At 29.7% G+C, this 26,892-nt stretch carries 27 protein-coding genes; all 27 read right to left on the minus strand.

The features are described 5' to 3' along the window. Window positions 1-36 precede the first annotated feature (36 nt). Window positions 37-1,443 carry a glycosyltransferase family protein gene (locus tag AC1Q5Z_RS21630; protein WP_492446789.1) on the minus strand — a complete coding sequence of 469 codons (1,407 nt, stop codon included), beginning with the start codon at window positions 1,441-1,443 and terminating at the stop codon, window positions 37-39. Between the two features lie 95 nt (window positions 1,444-1,538). Further along, complete coding sequence (locus AC1Q5Z_RS21635; RefSeq protein WP_343588591.1) at window positions 1,539-2,420, minus strand: N-acetylneuraminate synthase family protein; 882 nt, start codon at window positions 2,418-2,420, stop codon at window positions 1,539-1,541. Beyond that, window positions 2,407-3,573 carry a cytidylyltransferase domain-containing protein gene (locus tag AC1Q5Z_RS21640; RefSeq protein ID WP_492446791.1) on the minus strand — a complete coding sequence of 389 codons (1,167 nt, stop codon included), beginning with the start codon at window positions 3,571-3,573 and terminating at the stop codon, window positions 2,407-2,409. The genes AC1Q5Z_RS21635 and AC1Q5Z_RS21640 overlap by 14 nt, the downstream gene beginning before the upstream one ends. A gap of 69 nt (window positions 3,574-3,642) precedes the next feature. Next, window positions 3,643-4,674 (minus strand): glycosyltransferase, encoded by a 1,032-nt coding sequence (locus AC1Q5Z_RS21645; protein ID WP_492446792.1) that lies wholly within the window; start codon window positions 4,672-4,674, stop codon window positions 3,643-3,645. Next, entirely contained in the window at window positions 4,675-5,484 is an 810-nt protein-coding gene (locus AC1Q5Z_RS21650) for a polysaccharide pyruvyl transferase family protein (protein WP_343588594.1), read from the minus strand. After that, a complete protein-coding gene (locus tag AC1Q5Z_RS21655) occupies window positions 5,484-6,269 on the minus strand; it encodes a glycosyltransferase family 2 protein (RefSeq protein ID WP_343588595.1) in 786 nt (261 codons plus the stop codon). The genes AC1Q5Z_RS21650 and AC1Q5Z_RS21655 overlap by 1 nt, the downstream gene beginning before the upstream one ends. Beyond that, the gene (locus AC1Q5Z_RS21660) at window positions 6,266-7,084 is read right to left on the minus strand and encodes a glycosyltransferase family 2 protein (RefSeq protein ID WP_343588596.1); all 819 of its coding nucleotides are present in this window, start codon (window positions 7,082-7,084) and stop codon (window positions 6,266-6,268) included. The genes AC1Q5Z_RS21655 and AC1Q5Z_RS21660 overlap by 4 nt, the downstream gene beginning before the upstream one ends. Before the next feature lie 13 nt (window positions 7,085-7,097). Next, window positions 7,098-8,081 carry a glycosyltransferase family 2 protein gene (locus AC1Q5Z_RS21665; RefSeq protein WP_343588597.1) on the minus strand — a complete coding sequence of 328 codons (984 nt, stop codon included), beginning with the start codon at window positions 8,079-8,081 and terminating at the stop codon, window positions 7,098-7,100. 45 nt (window positions 8,082-8,126) lie between these two features. Continuing rightward, entirely contained in the window at window positions 8,127-9,209 is a 1,083-nt protein-coding gene (locus AC1Q5Z_RS21670) for a glycosyltransferase family 2 protein (RefSeq protein ID WP_343588598.1), read from the minus strand. Next, window positions 9,206-10,012, minus strand: a complete 807-nt coding sequence (locus AC1Q5Z_RS21675) for a hypothetical protein (RefSeq protein WP_343588599.1) — start codon at window positions 10,010-10,012, stop codon at window positions 9,206-9,208. Before AC1Q5Z_RS21675 ends, AC1Q5Z_RS21670 begins: the two co-directional genes overlap by 4 nt. A 66-nt stretch (window positions 10,013-10,078) precedes the next feature. Continuing rightward, on the minus strand, window positions 10,079-11,197 hold the full coding sequence (locus AC1Q5Z_RS21680) for a glycosyltransferase (protein WP_343588600.1): 1,119 nt from the start codon (window positions 11,195-11,197) through the stop codon (window positions 10,079-10,081). Beyond that, window positions 11,178-11,903 carry a class I SAM-dependent methyltransferase gene (locus tag AC1Q5Z_RS21685; RefSeq protein WP_343588601.1) on the minus strand — a complete coding sequence of 242 codons (726 nt, stop codon included), beginning with the start codon at window positions 11,901-11,903 and terminating at the stop codon, window positions 11,178-11,180. The genes AC1Q5Z_RS21680 and AC1Q5Z_RS21685 overlap by 20 nt, the downstream gene beginning before the upstream one ends. Continuing rightward, the gene (locus AC1Q5Z_RS21690; protein ID WP_343588602.1) at window positions 11,890-12,513 is read right to left on the minus strand and encodes a CatB-related O-acetyltransferase; all 624 of its coding nucleotides are present in this window, start codon (window positions 12,511-12,513) and stop codon (window positions 11,890-11,892) included. The genes AC1Q5Z_RS21685 and AC1Q5Z_RS21690 overlap by 14 nt, the downstream gene beginning before the upstream one ends. Next, window positions 12,514-13,788, minus strand: coding sequence for an ABC transporter ATP-binding protein (locus tag AC1Q5Z_RS21695; protein ID WP_343588603.1), 1,275 nt, complete (start codon window positions 13,786-13,788; stop codon window positions 12,514-12,516). It abuts the gene before it with no gap. Continuing rightward, entirely contained in the window at window positions 13,789-14,652 is an 864-nt protein-coding gene (locus tag AC1Q5Z_RS21700) for an ABC transporter permease (protein WP_198857735.1), read from the minus strand. A 128-nt stretch (window positions 14,653-14,780) separates the two neighbouring features. Further along, entirely contained in the window at window positions 14,781-16,748 is a 1,968-nt protein-coding gene (locus AC1Q5Z_RS21705; protein WP_198857736.1) for a polysaccharide biosynthesis protein, read from the minus strand. An 85-nt stretch (window positions 16,749-16,833) separates the two neighbouring features. Beyond that, window positions 16,834-17,718, minus strand: coding sequence for a glucose-1-phosphate thymidylyltransferase RfbA (gene rfbA / locus AC1Q5Z_RS21710; RefSeq protein WP_343588605.1), 885 nt, complete (start codon window positions 17,716-17,718; stop codon window positions 16,834-16,836). 68 nt (window positions 17,719-17,786) lie between these two features. Further along, entirely contained in the window at window positions 17,787-18,632 is an 846-nt protein-coding gene (gene rfbD / locus AC1Q5Z_RS21715) for a dTDP-4-dehydrorhamnose reductase (RefSeq protein ID WP_343588606.1), read from the minus strand. Beyond that, a complete protein-coding gene (rfbC, locus tag AC1Q5Z_RS21720; RefSeq protein ID WP_343588607.1) occupies window positions 18,632-19,180 on the minus strand; it encodes a dTDP-4-dehydrorhamnose 3,5-epimerase in 549 nt (182 codons plus the stop codon). Before rfbC ends, rfbD begins: the two co-directional genes overlap by 1 nt. 22 nt (window positions 19,181-19,202) lie before the next feature. After that, the gene (locus AC1Q5Z_RS21725; RefSeq protein WP_343588608.1) at window positions 19,203-20,327 is read right to left on the minus strand and encodes a DegT/DnrJ/EryC1/StrS family aminotransferase; all 1,125 of its coding nucleotides are present in this window, start codon (window positions 20,325-20,327) and stop codon (window positions 19,203-19,205) included. Next, window positions 20,320-20,745, minus strand: coding sequence for a cupin domain-containing protein (locus AC1Q5Z_RS21730; RefSeq protein WP_343588609.1), 426 nt, complete (start codon window positions 20,743-20,745; stop codon window positions 20,320-20,322). The genes AC1Q5Z_RS21725 and AC1Q5Z_RS21730 overlap by 8 nt, the downstream gene beginning before the upstream one ends. Then, window positions 20,742-21,707, minus strand: coding sequence for an MraY family glycosyltransferase (locus AC1Q5Z_RS21735; protein WP_343588610.1), 966 nt, complete (start codon window positions 21,705-21,707; stop codon window positions 20,742-20,744). Before AC1Q5Z_RS21735 ends, AC1Q5Z_RS21730 begins: the two co-directional genes overlap by 4 nt. Window positions 21,708-21,765: 58 nt before the next feature. After that, window positions 21,766-22,656: an NAD-dependent epimerase/dehydratase family protein gene (locus AC1Q5Z_RS21740; RefSeq protein WP_343588611.1), complete on the minus strand. Its 891-nt coding sequence runs from the start codon at window positions 22,654-22,656 to the stop codon at window positions 21,766-21,768. After that, on the minus strand, window positions 22,657-23,757 hold the full coding sequence (locus AC1Q5Z_RS21745; protein ID WP_343588612.1) for a glycosyltransferase: 1,101 nt from the start codon (window positions 23,755-23,757) through the stop codon (window positions 22,657-22,659). A gap of 73 nt (window positions 23,758-23,830) precedes the next feature. After that, the gene (locus AC1Q5Z_RS21750) at window positions 23,831-24,607 is read right to left on the minus strand and encodes a glycosyltransferase family 2 protein (RefSeq protein WP_343588613.1); all 777 of its coding nucleotides are present in this window, start codon (window positions 24,605-24,607) and stop codon (window positions 23,831-23,833) included. Continuing rightward, window positions 24,604-25,725, minus strand: a complete 1,122-nt coding sequence (locus tag AC1Q5Z_RS21755) for a glycosyltransferase family 4 protein (protein WP_343588614.1) — start codon at window positions 25,723-25,725, stop codon at window positions 24,604-24,606. Before AC1Q5Z_RS21755 ends, AC1Q5Z_RS21750 begins: the two co-directional genes overlap by 4 nt. Window positions 25,726-25,771: 46 nt before the next feature. Then, window positions 25,772-26,878, minus strand: coding sequence for an EpsG family protein (locus AC1Q5Z_RS21760; RefSeq protein WP_343588615.1), 1,107 nt, complete (start codon window positions 26,876-26,878; stop codon window positions 25,772-25,774). Window positions 26,879-26,892: the final 14 nt, after the last annotated feature.

Below are 26,892 nucleotides of genomic sequence, written 5' to 3' on the forward strand. Positions count from 1 at the left end.
GTAGATAATACATCTCTCTGAATTAAATATTATTGATTAATCTAAATTACTTCCTGAGATATCTTTTAAACTTTCCCAGATTTTTTCAGATGCTTTGGTAGGATTTGGTCCAACAATAATCTCAAACCACTTTTTACTGTCTTTAACACTTGAAATTTTTCCGTCAATAATATCTTTAACCATATTGGTTAGATCTTTTTTATCTCTTATCCATAAAGCAGACTGCTCTGAAGGTTTTGATCTAAAATGAATGTATTTATAGTTTTGCCCAATATCACGAATTCCCTTTCTAAGTTGTGGCTGTTCGTAGTCAAAAAATAAGCAAGATTTATCGTGCGCAGAAAAATCAAATACCATTGATGAAGCTATATTACCAACAAATTCTGTGTATTCACAAATATTTGCCTGCAATGCAAAATCTTCTTTTGTCGGCATAATTTCATTCCAACTTTCCCCAACTGGACTCCATAATGGATCAATGCTTACAATAACATCTTGATATTTCTTCAAAACCTCATCATAACGATCTGTAAAGTCTACTGGGCATTTTCGATAAATGATTCCTAAAGAATATCCATTTTGGTTTAATTCTCTAACTGATAATGCTAAATCTTCTAAATAATATTGATCTAAAGGAGATGTAACTATATCATCACCAGAGTAACAAATATATTTTTTGTTTAAGTCGAGATTATGTGAATTATAAAATTCTTCTTTTGATTGTAAAATTGTTTTATCAAAATGACTTTCGAACTGAGGTGTTCCTGTTACAAAAATCTGGTTTTCTTTTACATAAGGACAATACATTAAAACCTCTTTTTTCATGTGTTCACTCCACACAAAATAATAATCAGTTTCGACTAGCGTCGTTGCTTTAGGAAGATTATCCCAAGAAAAGATAAAAGTTCCTGTTGGAATTCTTAAGTCTTGTGCTGCTAAAATAGAAGCAATTGCCTGCGTTGGACGCTGATTGGTGCAAAAAACAAAATCTGGTCTGTATTTTTCTAATTGTCTTTTACTTTCTTTGTATTTACTTGTAGTTCGCTCGCCTTTTTTTATTTGATTCCTAACAAATTTGATTCCTTTTTCGTTAGATCCAAAAGTTGTCAAAGCATCGACCATTAAACTTTTAGCAAGGTTAGCAACTCCTTTATAAGATTGCGGAAAATTATAGGTATTGTAAACCACCTCTTTAAATTTCTTATCAAAGAAATTTAATTCCATTCTTTTACGCGCACGGCTATAAACTGTTGTTAATGGATGTAATGCTTTTTCTTGAATTTTTAATTCTTCAAAACCTAGTTTCTCCTTAATCGAAAATGGAGTGTTGTTCCAATATGTAATATCGAAATCATTTTGTTCTCCAATTTCTTTAAAAGAGGTTAAGGCAAAATTTCGAAGTCCAACACCATCAGGCAAAAAAATAAATATGTTTTTTTTCATTTTAATTTAAATAGGATCTAATAGGAAAATTTTACATCTTCATTTTTAGCCTCTGTTACAAGTTAAGATATTTAAATGGCTTTAATTGAAATCCTTTAAGCTTGTACTTTTTTGTTTTTTAGTTTGTCTCTTTGAATTTGTTCGATTGGCAAAATATCGGTAGACTTAAAATTCAACGCTTGATAAACCGCCTGAAGATCACGAGTAAGTTTGCGTAAACCCATTGGTTCTAATGAAGCAGCATGATCTGTACCTTTCCAAGTTCTGTCTAGGGTATAATGTCTTTCGATAATATTAGCTCCTAAAGTATAAGCCGCCACATCTACAGCAATTCCTAAATGATGACCAGAAAAACCAATATGCTTTACCAAATGTCCATACTTTTGCTGTAGGATAGTAATATCTAAAAGGCAAACATCCTCAAAAGGAACTGGATAACCTGATGTACAATTATATAAAACTAAATCTTGGTTTCTTTCTTTTTTAGTAAAAAATTCGACCAAAGTATCTGTCTCATCTTTAGTTGTCATTCCTGTAGAAATATGAATTTCTCCCGAATAATTTTCGCTAAGCCATTCCAACATTTCAAAATTGTTGTTGCAAGCAGATGGTATTTTAATAAAATCTGGATTTAATGATGCGATTTCTTTTGCTGAAGTTGTATCCCAAACCGATGTAGAATATATAATTCCGATTTCTTCGCAATATGATTTTAACTCTCTATGCTGTTCAACATCAAATTCTAAGAACTCTCTATGTGCACCATAAGTCTCTCCATAAGAATTAGAAGCATTTGGATGCGGAGCATAATATTGTTCCTCTGTTAGAAGTTCTTTATTATTGCGCTTTTGGAATTTTACTGCATCTGCGTTTCCGAAGATCTTTGCAATTTTAATTAATTCCTTTGCTATTTCCATTTCGCCTTTATGATTACATCCAATTTCTGCAATCACATAAGGTTTTTTAAATTCCTTCATAACGTTTATTATACTTTAATAAAATTTCACAAGTTTCTCGTATTGCTCCACCTCCAGATTGGTGTGTTAAAACATAATCTGCATTTGCTTTTACAATATCTGTTGCATCAGCTGGTGCAAAAGACCATCCAACACTACAAATATTAGTCAAATCATTTACGTCATCACCCACGTAGGAAACGGTGCCAAAACTACTATTTCTCTCTGAAAGAAAATGTGTTAAAAAGGAAAATTTATCTTTTACTCCTAAAAATATATGTTTAATCTGCAATTTCTTCATTCTCTGCGCAACTAATTCAGAATTTTCTGAAGTCATAACTACAACTTCGACATTATTCTGTCTTAAAATTTCCAAGCCCATTCCGTCGCGCATATCAAACTTTTTAGCCATTTCGCCATTAGCATCATAATAGACGCATCCATCTGTAAAAACACCATCGACATCTAAAACTAAATAATCTATTCTTTGGTGTAATTTTTGTTTTTTCTGACGATCTCCTAAAAGTTTTTCAATAATATCCCAATCAGATAAACTATCAATTTCTACAAGAGATTCTTCTGCCATTTTTACCAAACCAATAGAACCGCTTACTCTATTTTTCGAATTTAAGAAAGCGTCTTTTGTGGTAACATAAACAGCTCCATTTTCAACCAATAATCCATCAAAATCTTGGCGCCTTGGTCTTTTAAAAACATCATAATTACTTGGAGTTCCATTTGAATTCCAAATAAAACGGTGTGTATTGACAACAGTCAAAGCCGATTCTTTTTTATTGATAAGGATTTCGTTTAATGCAGCATTAATATCTTGGGCTTTTGTCATTGGAGAAGTTGCCTGCAATAAGCACAGCACATCAAAATCGTTTTTTACCAATGTAGCAAATTCCAGCATGGCGCTTTCTGTAGATGCGGAGTCAGAAGCATTTTCGTCATTCCTTAAAAGAGCCTTTACTTTTGGAGTCCAAAAATATTCTCTCTTGATATAATCAATAATATCTTGATCGTCTGTAAAAATATAAACCTCATCTAATTCTGAGAAAATAGCTTCTGTTAAAACCCATGAAAAAAGTGGTCTTCCAAGCATTTTCTTTTTATTTTTCCCAGGAATTCCTTTTGAATTTTTACGAAGTGGAATTATAGCGGTTTTTTTCATAAAATTTACCTTTTTAATTTATCTCTTTAAATGAGAATCCAAAGTTTTTTGAGCACTTTTAAAAGTAAGTTACCAACTTAAAAAATTTTTTATCTGTTCTTGATTTAGTCCTTTATACTTAAAAATCAAACTACGTATTTTTTTATTCATAAAAATCTTTTTAAAAATTTTTTCAGAAAAAAAACACTCTAATTTTTTTTTCTTTAAAAACGGAAGGGTATTATAGTCCATCACCATTTTGTCTATTACTTTCAGATTTTCATAAACATCTTCCATCCAAGGTTCAAAAGCATTACCCATATGAAAAGCATAATTATCGTAAGTGGCTAAACGATATCCTCCCATCTTAATAACAGGCTCATCAAGATAAAGATGTTCGCTATTGCCTCCCAATTGATAAATACTATTTGTTTTTGGAGACTGATCGAAAATTTCTCGTTTATAAGTAACTACAAAATGTGAACATCCTAGCACAGCGATCGTATTATTTTTAGATTGAATTGTCGCAATAACATCTTTAAATTTCAATTCTAAATCTGGCCACCCAATACTTTTTGCAAATGCAGTAAGCCCTTCGGGGTTTTTAACTTCTCTAAAATATAATTTCTTAGAAAAAAAATTCCTCAACCATATATTACTAGTTAGTCTTAAATGTGTTCTAAAAACCGGTACAGGACTGACTGATCCGGCTTTAGGGAAAGCATTGAAAACTTCTAAAATTCCTTCTTCCCATCCATTGACAAATAATACATCTGCATCAGTAACAGTAACTAAGCGTTCTTGCGCAGTTCTTAATGCTTTTAAAATACTATTTACTTTTCCAACTGCCCCTTTTTCAATAATTAGCTCATCTATTAAACCTTCTTTAGCTATATCCAATAGCCTTTCGTTAATAGAATCGCTGCATCCATTGCTGACTACCGAGATCTTTACTATCGAATTACTTGTCTTTATTATAGATGAGACACATAATTTAAAAATTTTAAATGCATCCTTATAGTAATCCTTTTCATGGGGTATATATAAAGGAATGATAATTCGGTGCGAAGAATCACTTTTTTCTATTAATCTATCTCTTGTAGGGTTTTCGCCAATTCTCATTTAAAAAGGACAACTATCTAATAATTCTTTTCTTCTTAAGCTAACTACTTCTTTCTCGGGAAGTAAAATTTCTTTTTCAGACATTAGTAATTTTTTTATTTCTACATAGTCTAAATCATTTACATTATAAACAAATTCATTCTTATATTGAATACCTAAAGACTCAAAATAATCATAAAACTTTATATTATCTCCTGATAATTTATCTGAAAACTTAACCCAAATTGCCGGTATTTCATAAGCTTGAGAAACAATTATTCCATGTAAAGATGATGATATTATTTGCTCACATTCCAATATTTCTAATGTTGTTGCTTCGACATCGTTAGTTAGCAAATCTATTACTTTAATTCTTGAATCATTTTTATAAAATTCATTTACCTCGTCAAAATCAACATAATGAGGAATTATTCCGACTTCAAATTTTTTCTTTGTTTTTTTATCAAAAAAAAACGGCAGTAAAATAGCTGGGTCACCATAAACTTCTGGACATTCATAATTTAACTCCATAATTCTCTTGCGGGTATATGGACCTCTAACTGCTAAGAATTTTGCGTTTCTAATGTTTTCATTTTTTTTTATGATACCACTTCCCCAGACAATTGTGTTTCTACTTGCGGAAGTAATAATACTTCCTATAACACTGTAGTTCTTAATCCAAAAATTGTAAAATCTAGAGGATGGATATTTAACTTTAAAAACAATTGACTTTGAAATTTTCTTTACAATATATTTTGATAATAAATCTCCATAATTATCCTTCCCATCTTTTCTCTCTAATGAACACCAGTATAAAAAAATAATTCTCATTAATAATTAAACTTTTGAGGTTTGGTAATTTTAAATTTTATCATAAAAAAGAATCTCTTCAGTATATAATAAATTTGAATAAACGAATTTTTAATAACTTTAAGCAATGACATAATAAAACCCTTAACAACAGAAATCATACTGGGCTCGACGTGCCAAATTTGATAATTTCCTAATATATCATTCTTAAATCTAAAGTACTCTTGTGCCAGAGTTCTCTTTATTTCGTAATTAAAAACAACTGGTGCAAATTCTACATCATAACCAGCTTTTAAAACTCTCAAAGTCCAATCTTTATCCTCAAAGGTAGGAACTTGCTCGTTAAAAGGAATGATTTCCCATACTTTACGGCTAAAAGCTGATCCCGAAAAAATTACCCCTGATTTATTAGGATCACTCCTAGCATCAATTCCAAGTATATAATTTCTAAAATCATTTGAAGAATGCAAACAACGTAAGCCTGCTAGATTTTTATTATTTTCAAACTTTTCTTTAATTACTTTAAAAAAATCTGGACTAACTGGATAAGAATGAGCGCTAAAGATAACCACAATATTATTAGACGCAGACATTGCAGCCAAATTTGCGCTTCCTCCATAACTGAATTTTTTTATGGAAACAAATTTGGCATTGAATTGAGTTGCTATATCTTTACTTCCATCTGTAGATAGATTATCTAAAACAATAATCTCATCTATATCTTCAGGATAGCGTTCTTTTAAATTTTTTAATAAAAACCCTAGTGCCTTTTCTTGATTTTTATTTCGAATTACAACACTAATCATAATATTTTTTTTATTTTAACATACATTTTGAAAATAAAATTTCTTTTGACTTTTTCGTTGAATTCTTTTAAAATTAAATTTTCATTATAAGCTATTATTGGATTTGGAAAATATTTTCTATAAATCTCCCTATGCTTTTGAAATACATAATCGTAAAGGCCAAAATAAAAATCAGGATCCAATGCGAATTTATTACTCATACTACCTTCAAAATGTTTTCTATATATAAACATCAACTCCGGAATTTTAAACACTTTACTATTTCCATCTAATATCCTTATCCAAAATTCCCAATCTTCAAACGATTTCATATTTTCGTCATAACCATTAACCTCCTTCCAAGAGTCTTTCTTAAAAGCAGAACAATGGCCGAAACAATTTCTAACCAATATTTTTTTATAACTGTAATCTGGTAATTTCAATTCCTTATTGCTAGCTCCAAATAATTGAATTCTAGAAGTAACAACTTTTACTTCTGGATTTTCAGAAAACGCTTCACAAATTTTTTCAAGATATCTTGAATGAATTTTATCATCAGAATCCAATGGCAAAATATATTTTCCTTCACTAAGAGCAATTCCTGCATTTCTCGCACTTGGTAAGCCTCCATTTTCTTTTTTTAAATATTTAAAACGATGATCTTTTCTACACCATTCTTGAGCTATCTCCTCTGTATTATCTGGACTACCATCATTAACAATGATGCATTCCCAGTCTTCAAAAGTCTGATCTAAAACTGACTGTAGATTTTCCGCTAAAAAATGAGATTGTTTATAACAAGGAACAACAACAGATATTAAGGTTTTATTTGGCATTTATTTATTAGAATTAATTTTCAAAGCTTTTTATCTTATTCCTAAATTGATACATTCCGATACCTTTTATTCTATATAGATTTATATTTAGAACAAACAACAATACAATCAATGTCCATTTTTGCGAAAATGAATACATATCGGAACTTATTGTCCAGAAAAGAAATTGATTTGATGCTTTTTTATTTTGATAGAAATATGGCATGACAAACTGATAAATGATTTTACAATTAAATCTTCTAAAGTCTCCTTCGTAAATTTTATTTTCAAACAAATTAATATGAACTTGATGAAAAACAACAAAAGATTCATACATATTACTTATAAAATTTGGACTAAAAACTTTCTGCTTATCATCTCTGTAGTAATAATCAATTTTAAAGTCTCTATGAATTTTTATTCTTTCAGGTTGCGAAAGTACTGTAATATTAAAACTTAAATCCTGAAAACGCTTTAATTTTTCATCAAACTGACAATTTCTTATATTACTTTTTTTATACAGAACCGCGGTAGTTTGCCAAGGAGTATTATGGCTTAAAAACATCCTCAAATAATTTTCATTATTTTTTATTTCTGGATCTTTGTTAAAGGAAAATGATTGCTTTACATCATCAATAAAAAAGGCTCCATCTCTAATTAATAAATCTATCGAAAGGTCACTAGTAACTATCTTTACCCTTTCTTCTAAGCAAAAAGACTCACAAATATCATCTGAATCTAAAAACATTATATATGCCCCACAACTATTTTCAATTCCATAATTTCTGCAAGCATTTGCTCCCTTTAAACGATTAGATGGGCGGCGATAAAATTTGAAGCGATTATCATGCTTTAAATATTTGTTTATTATATTTTCCGTACCATCATTTGAACCATCATCTACAATAATACATTCCCAATTTTGATAGATTTGGTTTAGTATACTATCTAGCGTCGCACTAATAATGTGTGCACGATTATAGGTTGGAATTATTACTGAAACTTTAGGTGAATTCATGAAATTATATTTTCGAAGCTGCTCAATTCTTTTGAGAATGCTCCTCTAATCACTTTTTTTTATTTTGAATCTGATACTATTTAATTCGTCACTGACCTCGTACAAGTAAGGAAAAGTATGATAAAAAGAAATAATATGAAGCAACAGTAAATCATTAATTTCTTTTAAAGTATAATATTTAGGAACTTTTTTGCCTAGAATTTTCTTTAATTTATATTTCAGAGAATTCTGAAAAGGATCTTCCATAAAACTAATGTTTAAAATATTGTCTTCAAAATTCGGTAATTCACAAAACAGAAAGTGGCTGACAACCTCTTTTTTGTTAAGCATTATTTTTTCTTGCTTGTCCTTTTTTAAAATCTCAAAATCATTTTTACAAATACCAGCTCCCCAGTTTATACTATTGACTTGTACTCCTTTATTTTTTGTATTTGCTAACAGTTTTTGATGATTTATTTTTATAATATATGTCAGTTGCAGATCTTTTGCAAGCACTTTTTTTTCTTCTTTTCTATAGCTGGTATGCCATTGATGGAGCATTAAAATTTCTTCCGAATAAAAAACACTTTCAACCCCATTTTTTTCTAATCGATTATGAATATCGATATCTTCAGCTCCCCAAAAATGCAAAAATTCATCATATCCTCTTACTTCTTTCAAACTATTAAGATGAAATAATGATAGTCCTTGCGCTCCAACTCCACTACTAAAATCAATTTTAAAATCTTGAAATTTCTTATCAGATTCTGATTCTTTTTCGTTCAAAAAACCAACTTTAAAATAATAGCCTTTAAATGGATTTTTTAATTCATGAAGTTTACAAACAAAATTTGGACTAAAAATCATATCAACATCAGCTGTAAATATGTACTCTGTGGTAGCATTTTTTAGTCCGATGTTAATTGCTTTAGCTCTTGACCAAGGCTGAAATTCTGAATAATTATAAATGTATTTTACAAATTTATAATTAGCCACTAAGTCTTTAATATTGGATGCTGATACTGAATTTGAGCCATAGTCTACAAAAACAACTTCAAAGTTAGAATTTGTCTGGCCTTTCAGCGAATCTAAAGAACGTTTAACCCGGGCCGGTTCTCTATTGCGATAAGGAAAAATTATTGTTATCATTTTCCTATATATTTTTTTATACTTTTTTTAAGTCTTTTCTTAAAATTAAAAAATCTCTTTTTTAAAACATGCACATCTTTTAAATTGATTGATGCTTCTTCAATCTTAAATTCTTTTATATAATGATCAATTCTTTTGGTTTGATCTTCATGAACTTTATAGGCACGAGCATACCAGCTGTGAAAAGCTATTTTTTTTCCATTTACATCAAGAACTATATTTCCCGTTTCATCATTATTAACTGGATTTATTGTATCGAGATATAAAACTTTAAAGCCTTTTAGAATAGACCAAAAATAAAAACAGTAATATGGTTCATCAAGGCTCTTTATATCATAATCGTATTTTAAAAAAGAATAGTCTTTATTCTCAAAAATTTCTGGGATAAATATTTGGTGTTCTTTGACTGACTTAAAATCGTATATTTCTGATAATTTCTTGAAATTTATTACAGAGAAAAAAGTGTTAATTACTTCTGGATTATTAATTCTGTGTTTAATTAATCCACCATCCCTAACTCCAGATATTTGATAATCATTTTTGTCCATGTATGTAATCAAATCGAAAACAAGATTAGAATCATAGAAAAAAACGTCTTCATCTGCCATTATAATCCACTCATACTTTTTATTGTTGAGTTTCTTAAACATATAGTTTATACTCTCTAAACCATACATCCCATTAGTTCCATCAATAACGATTTTATCAATCTCCTCTGGAAAAATTGTAGCTGTTCTTTTATACAACTCAAAATTTGCAACAGTGGTAAGAATGGCAATTTTAGATTTATCAATCGTATCCATATTTTCTAATTTTCTTTGATTAACATTTCTAAATCGTATAAAGCAATAATAGAAATTATAGAATACTTACCTTTCAATTAAGGCTTTTTCTATTAAATCATCTATTACATCTAAATGTTTCTTTAACGTAAAATTACTTTTTACGAGTTCTTTCCCTTTTTCACCAAATTGCATTGCCAAACTTCTATTTTCTAGAAAAAAAATCATCTTTTCTGCCATCATTTCTACATCATGCTCTTCTACTAAAAAACCGGTCTTGCCATCAATGATGACATCAGGAATGCCAGCATGTTGGGTTGAAATAACAGGCAATCCTGCAGCAGAAGCCTCTAAAATTGCGACAGGTGTACCTTCCTGATCTCCAGAAATTGCAGTTATTGAATGTTGAACAAAAGCTAAAGAGTCTTCTAAATATCCAAGAAAATCTTCTCTTCCAATTATTCCAGGCAATGATACATTATTATCTATTTTTAAATAACGTATTAAATTTACACAGGTTTCGTACAATACTCCGTTTCCGCCAATAACTAATTTTGCATCTGGAAATTTATTCAAAACTTTGTTAAAGGCTAAAATAGTATAATATGGAGCTTTCTTATTTACAAAACGTCCTACAGCTATAAAAGTTGAGCTTTTAAATGAAGGTTTAACATCTAAAAAAACAGAATTTGGTCCATAGACATTGTAGACAATTTTCTCATTTGGGCAACCAAGCTCAATTAATCTTTGCCTCATTGATAAAGATACAGCAATAACATATTTGCTATATAAAAACACTTCTTTGTAATTATTGCATTGCGTTATGATAGAATACTCTGAAGCATCATAACCATGAAAGTGAGTTATTAAAGGTAGATTTAATTTTTCGCAGACTGAAACAATTTTATCTGCTGTTGGACCATATTGTGCCAAAACTACATCTATCTTATTTTTTTTGAGTGATCGTATAAAGGCCTGTTCTGTGGCACTAAATTTAGTAAAAGCTATTTTTTGTTTTATCTTAAAGATGATTAGGTCAAATTTTGAAAACAACTTTCCTTTATTTTCTAGAAAAGTTGGTACGGTTCCATTAAAATAATAAAAAATTTCTCCTTTCAATCCTTTTTTTTGCTCTTGAATAAAAGTCTCCGAATAGATATTTTGTCCTGGAGATACAATCGCGATTTTATTTTTTTGCAAACCCATATAGTCCAGTTATCATTTGTCCTTCTTTAAAATCTGTATTCAAACTTTTATCCTTTTTTATTAAATAATGAATTAAAGGTTTTATAATTAAAGACAGAATTTTTCTCTTTTTACCACTCATCGGAGCTCTACTTACCCATAACCCCATCATTTGTGCCATAGAAGCGTGCCAGCCACCTAACGCTTTAATTTCAATATTATCAAATCCTGAATTCTCAAGATGTCGCTGTAAGGAAAAAGGGGTGTATCTATATTCATCATGAGGCACTTCATGAAGATTCCATAAAAATGGAACTGTAAAGAAAAAAACACCGTTCTCTTTTAAAACCCTATAAACTTCTTTTAAAATTCTTTCTGGTTCTGGACAATGCTCTAAAACTTCTGTTCCAAATGCACAATCAAAAGAGTTGTCTTCAAAAGGCATATTGATTCCATTCCAAGTAAAGTCTGGTTTTATCTCCGAATCATAAACCAGTGCTTCTTCTATGTCAAGACCAATATAATTTGTTACCTCACTATTTTTAAGAATATAATTTCTATATGGCATTTTGCCACAACCTATATCTAATATTTTTCCATCAAATCTATTCAAATTCTTTGTTAATGCATTTAAAATAGAAGTTCTAATGTAATATCTGTCTAAATTTGAATAACTTAATTTAATGTAAAGAAAACCGTCATCCGAATTATTTTTATTCACTTTCATTTTTTAGCACTTTAAAAACATCTTCAATATTTTTCATCACAAAAAACTTATGATTCTTTTTAATTCTCGAAATTTCCCAATCCCACCATTTAATTTCGAGTAATTCATTTATAATTTTGCTATCAAATCGATACTTAATTATCTTTGCTGGCACACCTCCTACAATGGCGTAGTCTGGTACATCATTAATCACCGTAGCTCCAGCGGCAATGACAGCTCCGTTGCCAATTGTTATACCATTTTTGATATATACATTAGCCCCAATCCAAACATCATTTTTAATGATTACTTTCTGATGATGATCAAAATAATCTTTCGTTGCAATTTTGATGTCAAATTTCTTTGTACCATAATAAAATAATGGACTTGTACTCAAAAATTCAGTAGGATGATCTCCATAACCAATTATAACATGCGGACCAATCGAACAAAACTTACCTATGGTTGTAGAATGTATTTTCGAACTCGGAGAAATATATGAATAATCTCCTATCTCAGATGCAAAAAACTCTACATTATTCCCTATGATATATTTTTTCTCTGCCTCTAGATCCTTCTTCTGTGAAGAAAATACAATTAGAATTTTCTTAACTAATTTTTTTAGTCCCATCTAGATTTCATCTACAAATTTAACCTCCCACTCAGCTTCTTCAATATATGCACAAGTCCCTGCAACCCATTTATATGGGTGTACTATCCCAAACATTACAACTTCAAAAGGGCATATTTCACTGATAGTTTCCAATTTATTGAGGCCATTGTTATCTGCAAAATGAATAATAAGACTATATTTCCCCATAAAAAGCCTTAATCGTGGAATTTTGCAAGTTAAATTGTAATAGCCTTTCTTTTTCGCAAATGGTATATTTTTATCAAAATTCCAAGAATACAATATTGGAGATTCATTCTCATTAATTGCCTGAACAGCAATAGCCGCTTGTTCTAAAGCCTCTGGCACAAATATCTGAATATCTATTTCAAACGCTTCATTATTCCTTTGAACGTTATTAGGCAATGTAGTCTTTAATTCCACTTTAGTGATTGAAGCTTTATCTAATTTTGGCTCCGCTAAGTAAATATTGTCTTTGGTATATTCTAAAGCCAAATATTTAGAAATTGCAGCCCCTGTTTCGCCTTCAAAGATTATTCCTCCGTTTTGCATGATAATGCATTTTGTTGTAAGAGTACTTACTGCTTGCATATTATGACTTACAAATAAAACAGTTCTACCACCTTGTCTTGAGATGTCCTGCATTTTCCCTATTGCTTTCCTTTGAAATTCAGCATCACCAACTGCCAAAACCTCATCAACCACTAAAATTTCAGGCTCTAGAAAAGCTGCAACAGCAAATGCCAAACGAACTGTCATTCCTGAGCTATATCTTTTTACAGGAGTATCTATATAACGTTCACAACCAGAAAACTCAATGATTTCATCAAGCTTTGAAGTAATTTCCTTTTTGGTCATTCCTAAAATAGCTCCATTAAGAAAAATATTTTCTCTTCCTGTCATCTCTCCGTTAAACCCTGTTCCAACTTCTAGCAAAGAAGCGATACGCCCTCGTGATTTTATATTACCTGTTGTTGGAGCGGTAACTTTTGAAAGTATTTTTAAAAGCGTAGATTTTCCTGCTCCATTTTTTCCAATAATTCCTAAAACCTCACCTCTTTCAACTTCAAAATTTATATCTTTTAAAGCCCAAACATAATCTGACGTTCCTTTGGTAGAACGATCGTTAGTATCTCCAATTTTTAGATATGGATTTTCTTTTCCTCTAATCTTATGCCACCATCGATTTAAATCATGGCTTAAAGTACCTGTACCGACTTGACCTAAGCGATATTGTTTAGAAATATTTTCGGCTTTTAATATTATATCTTTCATTTATACGGTATCTATAAAGCTTTTTTCTGTTCTATTAAAAACCAATAGTCCAGTAAAGAAAACAACAATTGTAACTACCATTGTATATATTAAACCTAAAATTGATATATTCCCAATATTTAATAACATATAACGTGAAGTTTCTATCACATAAGCTAATGGATTGTATTCTACAATCCAGCCAAATTTTGGGAGTTTTTCTTTTATTAATTCCATCGGGTACATTACGGCAGATATATACATTAAAAGCTGTACGCCGAAACCAACTAAATTATTTAAATCCCTATATTTTGTAACCATTGAAGAAATCATCATTCCTAAACCTAGTCCTAAAATTCCCATAAACGAAATTAAGATTGGGAAAAATAATATAGATATATTAAGTTGTAAATCTACTCCTTGAAAATAAAAGAAAATGTAAAAGAAAATAAATATACCTAATTGAATTCCAAATTTAATTAAGTTCGAAATCACTATAGACAAAGGAGTAATAATTCTTGGAAAATATACTTTCCCAAATATATTGGCATTAGATTTAAATGTATCTGAAGTCCCATTTAAACAAGCAGTAAAATAATTCCAAACCATTATTCCTGCTAAATTGAATAAAAATGGAGGAATCGTTCCAGTCTTAATTCCTGCAACGTTATTAAAAATAATAGTAAAAGTAATAGAAGTAAACAAAGGCTGTATTAAATACCATAGAGGCCCTAAAACAGTTTGTTTATAAACTGTTATAATATCTCTTTTGACAAAAAGCATTAATAAATCTCTATACTGCCAAATTTCCTTAAAATTGAGCGTAAGAAATTTATTTTTTGGTGTTATCTCAAACAACCAATCATTTGTATTTTTAGAATCCATTTAAGAGCGTAAAAACCTTATTGCAAAAAATTAACAAGATTTTTAATATTTTAGAATTTGTTTAAAAATGTCAAAAGGCGTTTAAAAAAACACCTCTTGATTATATTTGATTTTATTTTTGTTTAATATTATTTATCTAAAACTTCAAAAGTCGAATTCATACTTTTAAACTCTGGAACTATTTTTTTCATTTTAGCAACAATATCATCATTTTCGTAAAAATCAGCAATTCCAATTAACTCATCAACATCAATATGAAGATTCTCATACTCGTCTTGAATTTCTTGCGCAATCATAATTTTATTATGATATGTTGGAAGAGTCTTTGAAGTATCATTTAATAATTCTTCATAAAGCTTTTCTCCAGGTCTTAATCCGACAATTTTAATTTTGATTTCTTTATCTGGTATAAAACCAGCCAGCTTAATCATTTTTCGGGCTAAATCAATAATTCTAACTGGCTTACCCATATCAAAAATATAGATTTCTCCTCCGTTCCCCATAGCTCCAGCTTCCAATACAAGTTGACAAGCTTCTGGAATTGTCATAAAATAACGTATAATGTCTTGATGTGTGATTGTTACAGGTCCACCTTCTGCAATTTGTTTAGTAAACAACGGAACGACTGACCCATTTGAACCTAGAACATTTCCAAAACGAGTAGTTATAAATTTTGTCCCTCCTTGAATGTTCTCTCTTTGATTTTTTAAGAATAAAGACTGTACATATTTTTCTGCGATTCGTTTGCTGGCTCCCATTACATTACTTGGGTTAACCGCTTTATCTGTAGAAACCATTACAAATTTCTTCACGTGATATTTGCAAGCCAAATCAGCAAGATTTTTAGTTCCTTTGATATTAGTTTGAATTGCCTGAGAAGGATTTTCTTCCATCAAAGGTACATGCTTATAGGCTGCAGCATGAAAAACAACATGTGGATTATAATTTTTAAAAACTTTATCTAAAGCTTTTTTACTTCTTACATCTGCAATTACCGCAACAATTTTAGTGCTTACATTCATTGCTTGAGTTTCCAAACACAAATTGTGCAATGGTGTTTCTGCATGATCTAAAACGATAACATTTTTTGGATTAAAATTCAAAACTTGCCTTACAATCTCACTTCCTATCGATCCTGCTGCTCCTGTAATTAAAATTGTTTTATCTTTTAACTGCTTAGAAATAGATCTACTGTCTAGAACTATAGGTTTTCTTTCTAACAAGTCTTCGATTTGGATATTTTTAACTTTTTGCGAAATTTCCTTTTGATTTTCCCAGTCTGAAATAAGAGGTACTGTATATACTCTGTAATTAAACTCCAAACATTGATCAACTATAATAAGCTGTTCGTCTTTGCTTAAACTTTTATCTGCAATAATTACACCTTCTGCAGCTACAGAACGCATTAAAGCAGGCAACTTCTTTCTTAAAATAAGGATAGGAAGATCTAGCATACGTTTAGACGCATTCTGATTATTCTTATCAACAAAACCAACTATTTTAAAACGAGAAGGGCTTTCAAATTTCAATGCATTTGCAACAGAAATTGCATTAGCATCTGTGCCATAAATTACAGTTCGAATTAATTTAGTCGTAGCTTTTTCAGAAAAATACATTTCAAATGTCTGCTTTACTACAACACGATATAAGAAAAGTCCACAAAAAGACAATACTAAATTAATAAAAAGGGCAGTATTTAAAAATGCTTTATGGCCCGTATATAATTCAAAGATTAAATTTATAAACAAGAAAAACACAAGAACAGACATTTGAGAAAACAACAATTTTATTGCATCTATATAGGAAGAATGCCTAATAATTCCTGAGTATGTTCTAAAAAGCCAGAAAAAAAATACATTGGCAATAATTAATCCTGCAACAAAGAAAAAATTATGAGACGTAATAAGATACCCTATTGCCGTACCTTCAAAAAGCAAATAGGTAAGACAAAAAGAAAAAACCAAAACCATTACATCTATAGCAACAATAATCCATCTAGGCAAATAACTTAGATTATTAATATTTGCCCGAAGATTTCTTGGCGAAAAGGTATTATATAACAAAGAGGTTATATTATTTGGTTTTTCTGTGTTCAATTGTTCTTTTTTTTAAGTGCCTTTAATCCGACATTTATACAAAAATACAAATTAAAGATTTTAAATAATTAGTTAAAGATACAAATTAAATTTTAACACTTTTTTTCTTTTGTTTCAGAAAATCTATTAAATATGATCCATATCCTGATTTTAACAGTGGTTGTGCTAACTTTTCAAGTTGTTGATCATCAATAAAACCTTGTCTCCAAGCAATTTCTTCAATGCAACCAATTTTTAGTCCTTGTCTTTCCTCAATTACTTGAACAAATTGTCCTGCTTGCATCAAACTATTAAATGTTCCTGTATCTAACCAAGCCGTCCCTCTACTTAATATTCCAACCTTCAATTTTCCTTTTTCTAGGTAAACTTTATTGACATCTGTAATCTCATATTCACCACGGGCACTTGGTTTTATATTTTTAGCAATTTCTACAACAGAATTATCATAGAAATATAGTCCTGGAACTGCATAATTTGACTTAGGTAGGATAGGTTTTTCTTCTATAGAAATGGCCTTTTTATTTTCATCAAATTCAACGACGCCATATCTTTCGGGATCCGCAACGTGATAAGCAAAAACTACACCTCCATCTGGATTAGCATTATCCTTTAAAAGTTGCTGCATATTTGTTCCAAAAAAGATATTGTCTCCTAACACTAAAGCCACTTTGTCTTTGCCTATAAACTCTTCTCCAATAACAAAAGCCTGAGCCAAACCATTTGGATCTGGTTGTTCTGCGTAACTAAACTTACAACCAATCGCGCTTCCATCCCCTAGAAGTTTTCTAAAATGAGGCAAATCATGAGGTGTGGAGATTATCAAAATTTCACTAATTCCTGCCATCATCAAAGTTGATAATGGGTAGTATATCATGGGTTTATCATATACGGGCATTAACTGCTTACTAACCGCTAAAGTTAATGGGTGTAATCTTGTGCCAGAACCTCCAGCTAATATAATCCCTTTCATAAATTTTAATTTTAGTATTTTAAACTTTGACTTTAATCAGAATATAAAAATCAAACTCAATATTTATATTATAGAAATATCTTTTTTAAACTTTCTTTATAATATGGAATTTCTAAATTATAGATTGATTCTATTTTATTTTTATCTAATAATGAAAAACTCGGTCTTTTTGCAGGTGTTGGATATGAAGAAGATGGAATACCGTTTACTTGGCAATTATAATTTCCTAACTCTTTAATGCTCAAAGCAAATTCATACCAGCTTATTTCTCCTTCGTTAGAATAATTATATATTCCTGAAATCCAATTTGGTGAATTAACAATATTGATCATTACCTGCGCTAGATCAGCTGCATAAGTTGGTGAACCAACTTGATCGTTCACAACACTTATTTCTTCTTTCTCTTGCATTAAGCGTTGCATGGTTTTTACAAAGTTATTTCCAAATTTACTGTAAACCCAAGAAGTTCTAATAACAATTGAATCTGGATTTTGCTTCATACATACAATTTCTCCTGCTAATTTACTTTCCCCGTAGGCATTAATAGGATTTGTAAATGCTTCTTCGTTTAAAGCAACTGATGAAGTACCATCAAAAACATAATCTGTGGACACATGAATTAACTTCACATTATTTTCTGAAGCATATTTTGCAATTATTTCTACTGCCGAAGAATTTACTGTAAAAGCTAGATCTTTTTCTGTTTCAGCTTTATCAACTGCAGTATAAGCACCACAATTCAAAATCACATCTGCCTTAATTTCATTTAACTGAATAGGCAAAAGATCTAGATTGTCTAATGTAATTTTTGTTCTATCGGCAAAAACCCATTCATATTCTGGATATTTTGATGATAAAACTGAAAGTTCTGATCCTAATTGACCATTTGCACCCGTTACAAGAATTTTTTTCATTAAAATAAGCTATTACAGTTTTCAATAAACGGCAAAATCTGATCTTTATCAGAAACGATTGCATTGTTCAAATCCATTCCCCAATCAATATTTAAAGATGGATCATCATATTTGATTCCTCCTTCAGAAGCTTTATTATAAAATTGGTCACATTTATACATTACTGATGCGGTTTCGCTAATAACCGAAAATCCATGGGCAAATCCTTGAGGAACTAACAATTGCTTTTTATTTTCAGATGAAAGTAAAATACTAAAAGATTTTCCGTAAGTAGGTGAATCTTTTCTTAAATCTACAGCAACATCAATAATTTCACCTTCTAAAACACGCACTAATTTCGTTTGTGCAAAAGGGGGATTTTGATAATGTAAGCCTCTTAATGTACCATATTTTGAAAATGACTGGTTATCTTGAACAAAATCAATATTAATTCCTAAATCTTCAAATTTCGTTTTACTGTAAGATTCAAAAAAATAACCTCTTTCGTCTCCGAAAACAGTTGGTTCAATAATAACTAAATCTTTAATATAGGTTTCTTCAATTTTCATATAAATTGGGTAAATGTTTTTTTTAATTATGAAAAAAAGCGTTGACTACTTCTTTTATTCTTTGTTTATTTTTAATTGTTAAATCTGCTCCAGATGGAAGACATAATCCATTTTCAAATATCCTTTCTGATATTTTATTGCCGTAATAAGGATAGCTTTCAAAAATTGGTTGCAAATGCATTGGTTTCCAAATAGGACGTGTCTCAATGTTTGCTTCTTCAAAGGCTTGCAATAAATCATTTTTAACTTCGCTTGATTTTAGCAAAATCGTGTTGAGCCAATAATTTGAAAAATAATCTTCATTTTTTACCTCAAAAAGCCCTACCTCTTCAATACTTGAAAAAAGCTCTTGATAAAACATATGATTATTTCTTCTTGAATCTATTTTTTCCTGAAAAATTTTCATTTGACCTAAACCAATGCCAGCGCAAATATTACTCATTCTGTAATTATATCCAATTTGACTATGCTGATAATGAATAGCATCGTCTTTTGATTGGGTTGCATAAAAAATGGCTTTCTCTTTTAATTCTTTTGAATTAGATATTAAAGCGCCACCACTCGAGGTCGTAATTATTTTATTTCCGTTAAATGACAATATTCCAAATTCGCCAAAAGTACCGCAATTTTTTCCCTTATAAGAACTTCCTAATGCTTCGGCACTATCTTCAATAATTGGAATTCCATAACGATCAGCAATAGCATGGATTTCATCTACCTTGTACGGCATGCCGTACAAATGAACGGCAATTATTGCCTTTGGTTTATTACCTTTTTTAATCCGATCTTTAATCGCTATTTCGAGATTATCAGGACATATATTCCAAGTTTCAAGTTCACTATCAACAAAAACAGGAATTGCGCCTTGATATAAAATCGGATTCGCAGATGCTGAAAATGTCAAGCTTTGACAAATAACCTCATCTCCTCGTTTAACACCTAATAAAATTAATGATAAATGAATAGCTGATGTTCCAGAATTTAACGCTGAAACAAATGAATCTTCTCCGAAATAATTCTGAAGTTCAATTTCGAAATCATTTACATTTGGTCCTCCAGAAGTAATCCAGTTAGATTGTAATGCTTTCTCAATATATTCTATTTCAAAACCACTTTGTTGCGATAAAGATAAATAAATTCTACTCATTTAAACTCCAATAATCTGAAGGATATCGTGCATCATCTTCTTTTACATTTGATAATGGCAAAGTAGAAAATGATATTAATTTTGAGTCTTTTTCTAGTGATTCTACTGCATTTGCATAACCTGCAGGAATATGAACAATTTTACTGTCAAATTCAGAGACTTCTACTGTTTCAATAGTCAAATCTTTTGAAGGGTTTTCCCAATTGTCAATTTTGACAAAATGGATTTTAAAAGATCCTTTTACACAATAAAAATTCTTTGAATCTAATTTATGTCCCTGCCAAGCACGGATAGGGTTTTCTTCTGAATTTGTAATGATATAAAATCTTTCAATGTCACTAAAACTAAAATCATTAACATATGAAATAGTTCCTCGGTGATCAGAAAAATTTCCTCCCTGAATTACTTCTGGACTCATACTTGTAATTTTAAGTTGCTTTTATTTATTAAATAAAATTTTAAAGAATATACTAAAAGCAATGGAACAATTATAATCGCAAATAATATATAATCGCTTATTTTTTGATAAAGTGATACTACTAAAATAGAAACTCCAATTTGTGCCAATGCATAATATAACGAAACTAATCTATGCTGTATTTTGTATTCATTGCTAAGAATTTGATACAAATGTAAACGATGTGCTTCGAATATATTTTGTTTTAAATAAAGCCTATGTAAAATGGTACAAACAGCATCAACTCCATAAACAGCTAAAAACAAAAGCCAAATAACCGAGTTTGTACTTAAAATTAATTTTAAAACTAGATAAATAATCCAAAATGCAATTGCAATACTACCAACATCGCCTGCAAAACATTTCGCTTTTTTTCTATAATTAAAAAACAAAAAGACAAGACTTGCAATCATTCCATATTTTATGAAACTGCCATCTGTAAATAGTTGAATTTTGGCATTAACATATAATAAAGATCCAAGTACCGCCAAAGTATAGAGTCCTGTTATTCCATTAATACCGTCCATGAAATTGTAAGCGTTTACTAATCCAATTGCAAGCACATAAGATATAACAACTCCCCAAATTGGCATAAGAGTAAACAAGTTGAGATCTAAGAAGATCAATGTGATAGCAAGAAAATGAATTGAAATTCTAATCTTATTTGAAAGACTTTGAATATCATCCCAAAAGCTTACTAAACTTACCAATGTAATTCCTGCAAAGAAAAAATAATTGCTTTCGATATGCTGAAAAAAATAAAGCAAAGCTGAAAACCAAAAAATTATACCACCTCCTCGAAGTGTTATTTCTGTATGTGAACTTCTTTGATTCGGTTTATCAATAATATTAAAACGATCCGCAACTTTGAAATAAAGAAGCATTAATATCATTAAAATTAAACCTATTATTGTGTATTGCATTATTATGTAAAATTAATTATGGATTTTAAAAAAGATATATCAAACTAAACTTTAATCTTTATAAACTTTCGGTCTTTAAATAATTTAAAACTGATTCTGGTTTCCAATTCAATAATTCTCTTGCTTTAGCATCATCAAATGTTAAATCTGAAGTTATTTTTTTAACTTTTAAAGAATTAATAGGTGCTTTATCTCCAAAGAAATCTCCAATTTTTCCTATCATAATAGCAATGGGCAAAGGTAAATTTACTTTTTCTTTTTTATTCTTAGAAATAGCAAGACTTAATTCTTTAAAATTAGGATGCACCCCATCAGTTAAATTGTAAACACCTCCAACTGATGCTACTGCCAAAATAAAAGGAGCTATATCTTTGCCTAAAACCATACTTTTTTTTGCAGTACCTCCTCCAATATTAAAATAATAACCTTTATTGATGGCTTTAATCATTGCGCCTAAGTTTCCAGGCGGATTTTTTCCAACCAATAAGGGCAACCTCAAAATAGTACAAACTACTTCGTTCTCATTGCACCATTTTTGCACCAACTTTTCTGCCTCAATTTTACTTATCCCATAAGCATCTTTTGCCAAAAGAGGATAACTCTCATCAATATTTTTTCCTTCCTCTAAGCCATAAACACTTACTGAACTTATGAATACGAATTGACTTGGCAAACCTGTTTTTTTTAGGGCTTCTAACAAATTTGCAGTACCTTTTACATTAATATCATAAAATGCTTGCTTCTCAATTTGTGTTTTAGGAACGCTATGAGCTTTTCCTGCAGAATGAATAATCAAATCAAAATGATGTTCGAATTGTGGAATCTCATTTTCTAATGAATAGTGATAATTTCCTGAATTACGATTTAATTCGAAAACCTCGTAATCAACAAAACTACTTTTAATAAAACTACCTAAGAAACCACTTGAACCTGTCAATAAAACTTTCATTTACGAATTATTTAATATATCATTGAAAATTGTTTTTGTTTTATCATACATAACTTGATCAGTAAATTGCGTTAAGAATATTTTTCTTGAACCTTCTCCATATCTTTTTAATAATGCTTTGTTATCTCTTAATTCAAGTATAGCATTTTTCAAATAATTCTTGTCTTCATTTTTTATCACATAACCATTTACTCCTTCCTCAACACATTCGGCAGCTCCACCAACATCAGAAACAATAATTGGCATTCCTACGCACATTGCTTCAATTGTTGAAATTGGGAATCCCTCCCAATTTGAGATTAAAGCAAAAACGTCATACTGCCTTATAATTTTTTTAACGTCCAGTCGTAATCCTAGAAAATTAATCTCACATAAAAGGTCAAGATCGTTAGAATACGCTTTAATTTCTTCTAAAAGAGGTCCATCTCCAATAAAACTTAACTCTATATCAGAAATATCTCTACAAACATCTATTAACATTTTCTGGTTTTTTTGATTATCAAATCTTGCCACCATTACAATCGAAAGTTTTGATGTTTCTTCTTTTTTCTCATCAGCTTGAATTAAAAAGTCTTCAACACCATTGTGTATAACAAATAATTTAGATTTTTTAAATTTTAATTTTTTAGCAATATTTGAATCATACCTAGAAACTAAAATATATTTATCGACCATAAACGCTAAGCTTCTTTCAATAAAGCCAGAAATTATTCTCTTATATAAAGGTATCCCATTAGAAAAAGACCAGCCATGAACCGTCAAGGCAACTGGTAAACCAACCCTTTTTGCTATAATTCTTCCTAATATACCCGCTTTGGTAGAATGCAACGAGATTAATTCTGGTTGGAAATTTTTAATTATCTCTTTTACATCTTTATAAGCTTGAAAATCATTCTTAACTGAAAACTTATTTGTGAAAGATGTAATATTTGAATAAGGTATATTATTTACTTTTAATAATTCTGCAAAAGGACCAACTTCTCCTCCAAAAACTACTCTAACTTCATGACCATCTTCTATTAGCTTTTTACTTATTGATGCAACATGTGTTTGAGCACCACCAATTGTATCCCCTCTTGTAATAATGATTATTATCCTCATAAACTTTAATTAATAATTTTCTTCAATTTACAATCGAAGAAAATCTAAAATACTATACTCTAAAAACGTACTCTCACAGAATTTTAGACTTAACTAATCTAATGCAGAATTTTAAACTGGAAAAAAAAACGCATCCCAAAAATAACAATCCATTTATTTTAGATTGCTTATATAAAAAAACAAAATTTGATAGCTCCCCTTTTTGCATTTTCCTGAGGTTTGCTGATAATCCTGATTCCCCATAATCTTTTTTGTTTTCCTGATTACTCGCTAAAACTTCATTAATGTATAAGCACTTATACTCATGTGCAATTTGCAACCACAACTTATAATCTTCTGAATTTCTCTGATTTACATCAAATTCAAACTGGTTAAAGATCTTTTTTTTAACTAATACTGTCGGAGTAGAAAAATAATTTTTAAAAAGTAATTTTCGAAAAGAAATATATTTAGAGTCTGTTTTTTCTTTAATTCTTTTTCTTCCAAATGCGGTTGCACATAAATATAAAGAATCATCATTCTTCATATATTTCATCTGAATCTCTAACTTGTTTTTATCCCAACAATCATCGGAATCTAAAAAAGCAATATACTCTCCTTTTGACAAACTAACTCCTAAATTTCTTGCTGCAGAAGGTCCCTGATTTTGCTGTTTAAACAATGTAATTTTTGCAGATAGATTTTCAGGCAACGTTTTTAAAAATTCATCTATTAAAACAAAAGTATTATCTTGAGATCCATCATCTATAATAATTATATTCCAATCCTCATAAGTTTGAAAAAGAACCGATTTTATAGCAGCTAATGCTGTTTTTTCAGAATTATAAGTTGGTATTACTACTGAAATCATATACTTAATAATTCTTTTAATTTCATACAATAAATTTCCCAAGTACAATACTTAACAACTCTTTCTCGTGCCTTTTCTCCCATTTTATTAATAATAGATTCATCTCTTAAAAAACTAAGCAATAAATTTTTTAATTGAGATTCATCATCCTGATTTATTAACCAGCCTCCATTATGATCATGAATTGCATCAGAAATTCCTCCTGTATTAGTACCAATAACAGGTATTCCACATGATTGTGCTTCTAAAAAAACTAAACCAAATCCTTCAACGCTAGTATTGTTAGGGTTTTCTCTTGAACATAAAATAAATAAATTATTATTACTATAAAATGCAGGTAAATCTTCATCCTTAACGAATCCGTGAAATTTAACCTGATTTTTGAGCCCCAAAACATCTACAATTCCAACTAAATCTTTTAAATAATTACCTGTCCCTGCAATATTCCATTCAATTTTTTCTCTAAATTCTGCTGGCATATTTGCAATCACCTTTGCAATAAAATCATGCCCTTTAAAATGTTCAATTCTAGAGACAGTGCATATTTTTAATTTACTAAACTGACTAGAGTCTTTATTTAAAGGTTTGAAAAAGTTATGATTAACTGCTAAAGGAAGGGTTGTTGCATTTGCTAAATAAGATATTTGACGAATTAATCCTTCAGTATAATTACTATTTGCAATAATTAACTTTATTCTGTTTAAAACAAATTTACTGTAATATGGTAACCATACTTGTTTTCTAAAATAAGAATCTCCACTTAAAAATTCTGTACCATGCCCTAACACAAATACATTTTTAAACCCTGAAATTATACATAAGAAAGATTCTGGATGCCAATTACCACAAATAATATCATAATTGCTTTTATCTTTTAACTTTCTTAAATAAGATAATGCCTTAAGTTCACAGGCAACTCTTTTATTTGGCAGTTCTATTATTTGAACTTCCTTTAAATTATAAGGAATATTTGGCCCATTCTTTTTTCTTGTAAGTACTGAAACAGAACTATAATGAGTTTTCATTCCAACAGCTATTTCTTGACATAACCTTGCAATACCACCATTCGAAGGTGGAAAATCATATGAAAATATAATTAGTTTTTTATCTAAATGCATAAAAAAAACTTCTGTTTAATTGATTAAATTAAAAACATAAACATTTTTAAATTTCGCTACTAACAGGAAATCTACTATCAAGTACTCCATTATAAGGAATAAATAATTCCGGATATTCAGCAATAGACTGAAAAAATATAAAATATGAATAAATAAAAAATACTAACAATAGATAAGCCCTATCTTTTTTAGATTTAAAAAGAAGCAATTGACTTGACATTAAAAAACATTCCATTATATTAAAATAGAAACTTCCTCTTCCTGCCAAAACAATGAGCGATCCAGAAAATAAAAAATAAATAAGCAAGCCAACAAAAAAACCATTAAACAGTAATTTGTAAGTAGGGAACTTCGATGTTATTTTGTCGTAATTTATAAAAAATAGAGAAAAAAATAGTAGTCGCCTAATTAAACCTATCAAACTTAAACTAGTAGCTGATAAATTATTGTCTCCATATTTTTCTGCCTTATCGGCTAATGCTCCACCTAGAAAATTAGCAAAATTAGAAAACAATAAATTGGGCAAACTTGACTTTCCTATTACAATAGCTAAAACTAATGATAACAGAATATATTTTTTTTTAATATCTCTATTAAGAAAATAATAGATTAAAAATAAAAGAGCAGAAGTATGAAAAAGAAAGGCAATGAAAACCAGTAAAAAAAATTTAAAAGATTTTCCGTCCAATAAATATTTCAAAGAATAAAAACAAATAGCCAAAGCAATAAGTTGCTTGTTTGACCCTAAAATACCCATTGTTGAAGCGTAAAATACTAATAAAGAAAGAAATGGAAATGGACTTAAAATCTTATTAGCCTTAAATACTAAAAAATAATATAGTACTGCATGTAAAACTAGGAAAACAGTATAGTTGTCTGTAAAGGATCTTACCAAAAAAACAAAAGAACCATATCCTATTTCGTATCCTAACAAAACATTAATCAATACCGCTTCATATGATGTTGATTGCGCGAAATGTCGTAGGTAATCAAACCAGTCAGTTCCTGTTTGCCATCTGAATCCAACTTGAAAAACTAAGAAAAAAAATAAGAAAGTATATAAATACTTTTTTGTTCTTTCACTTATGTCAGTACGAACCTCTAGAAATGAAAAACAGATAAATAAAAGAAAAGTTATTAAATATATAAACACCGACGATAAATTTA

It is taken from the genome of Flavobacterium sp. GW823-FHT06G12 (assembly GCF_058794775.1).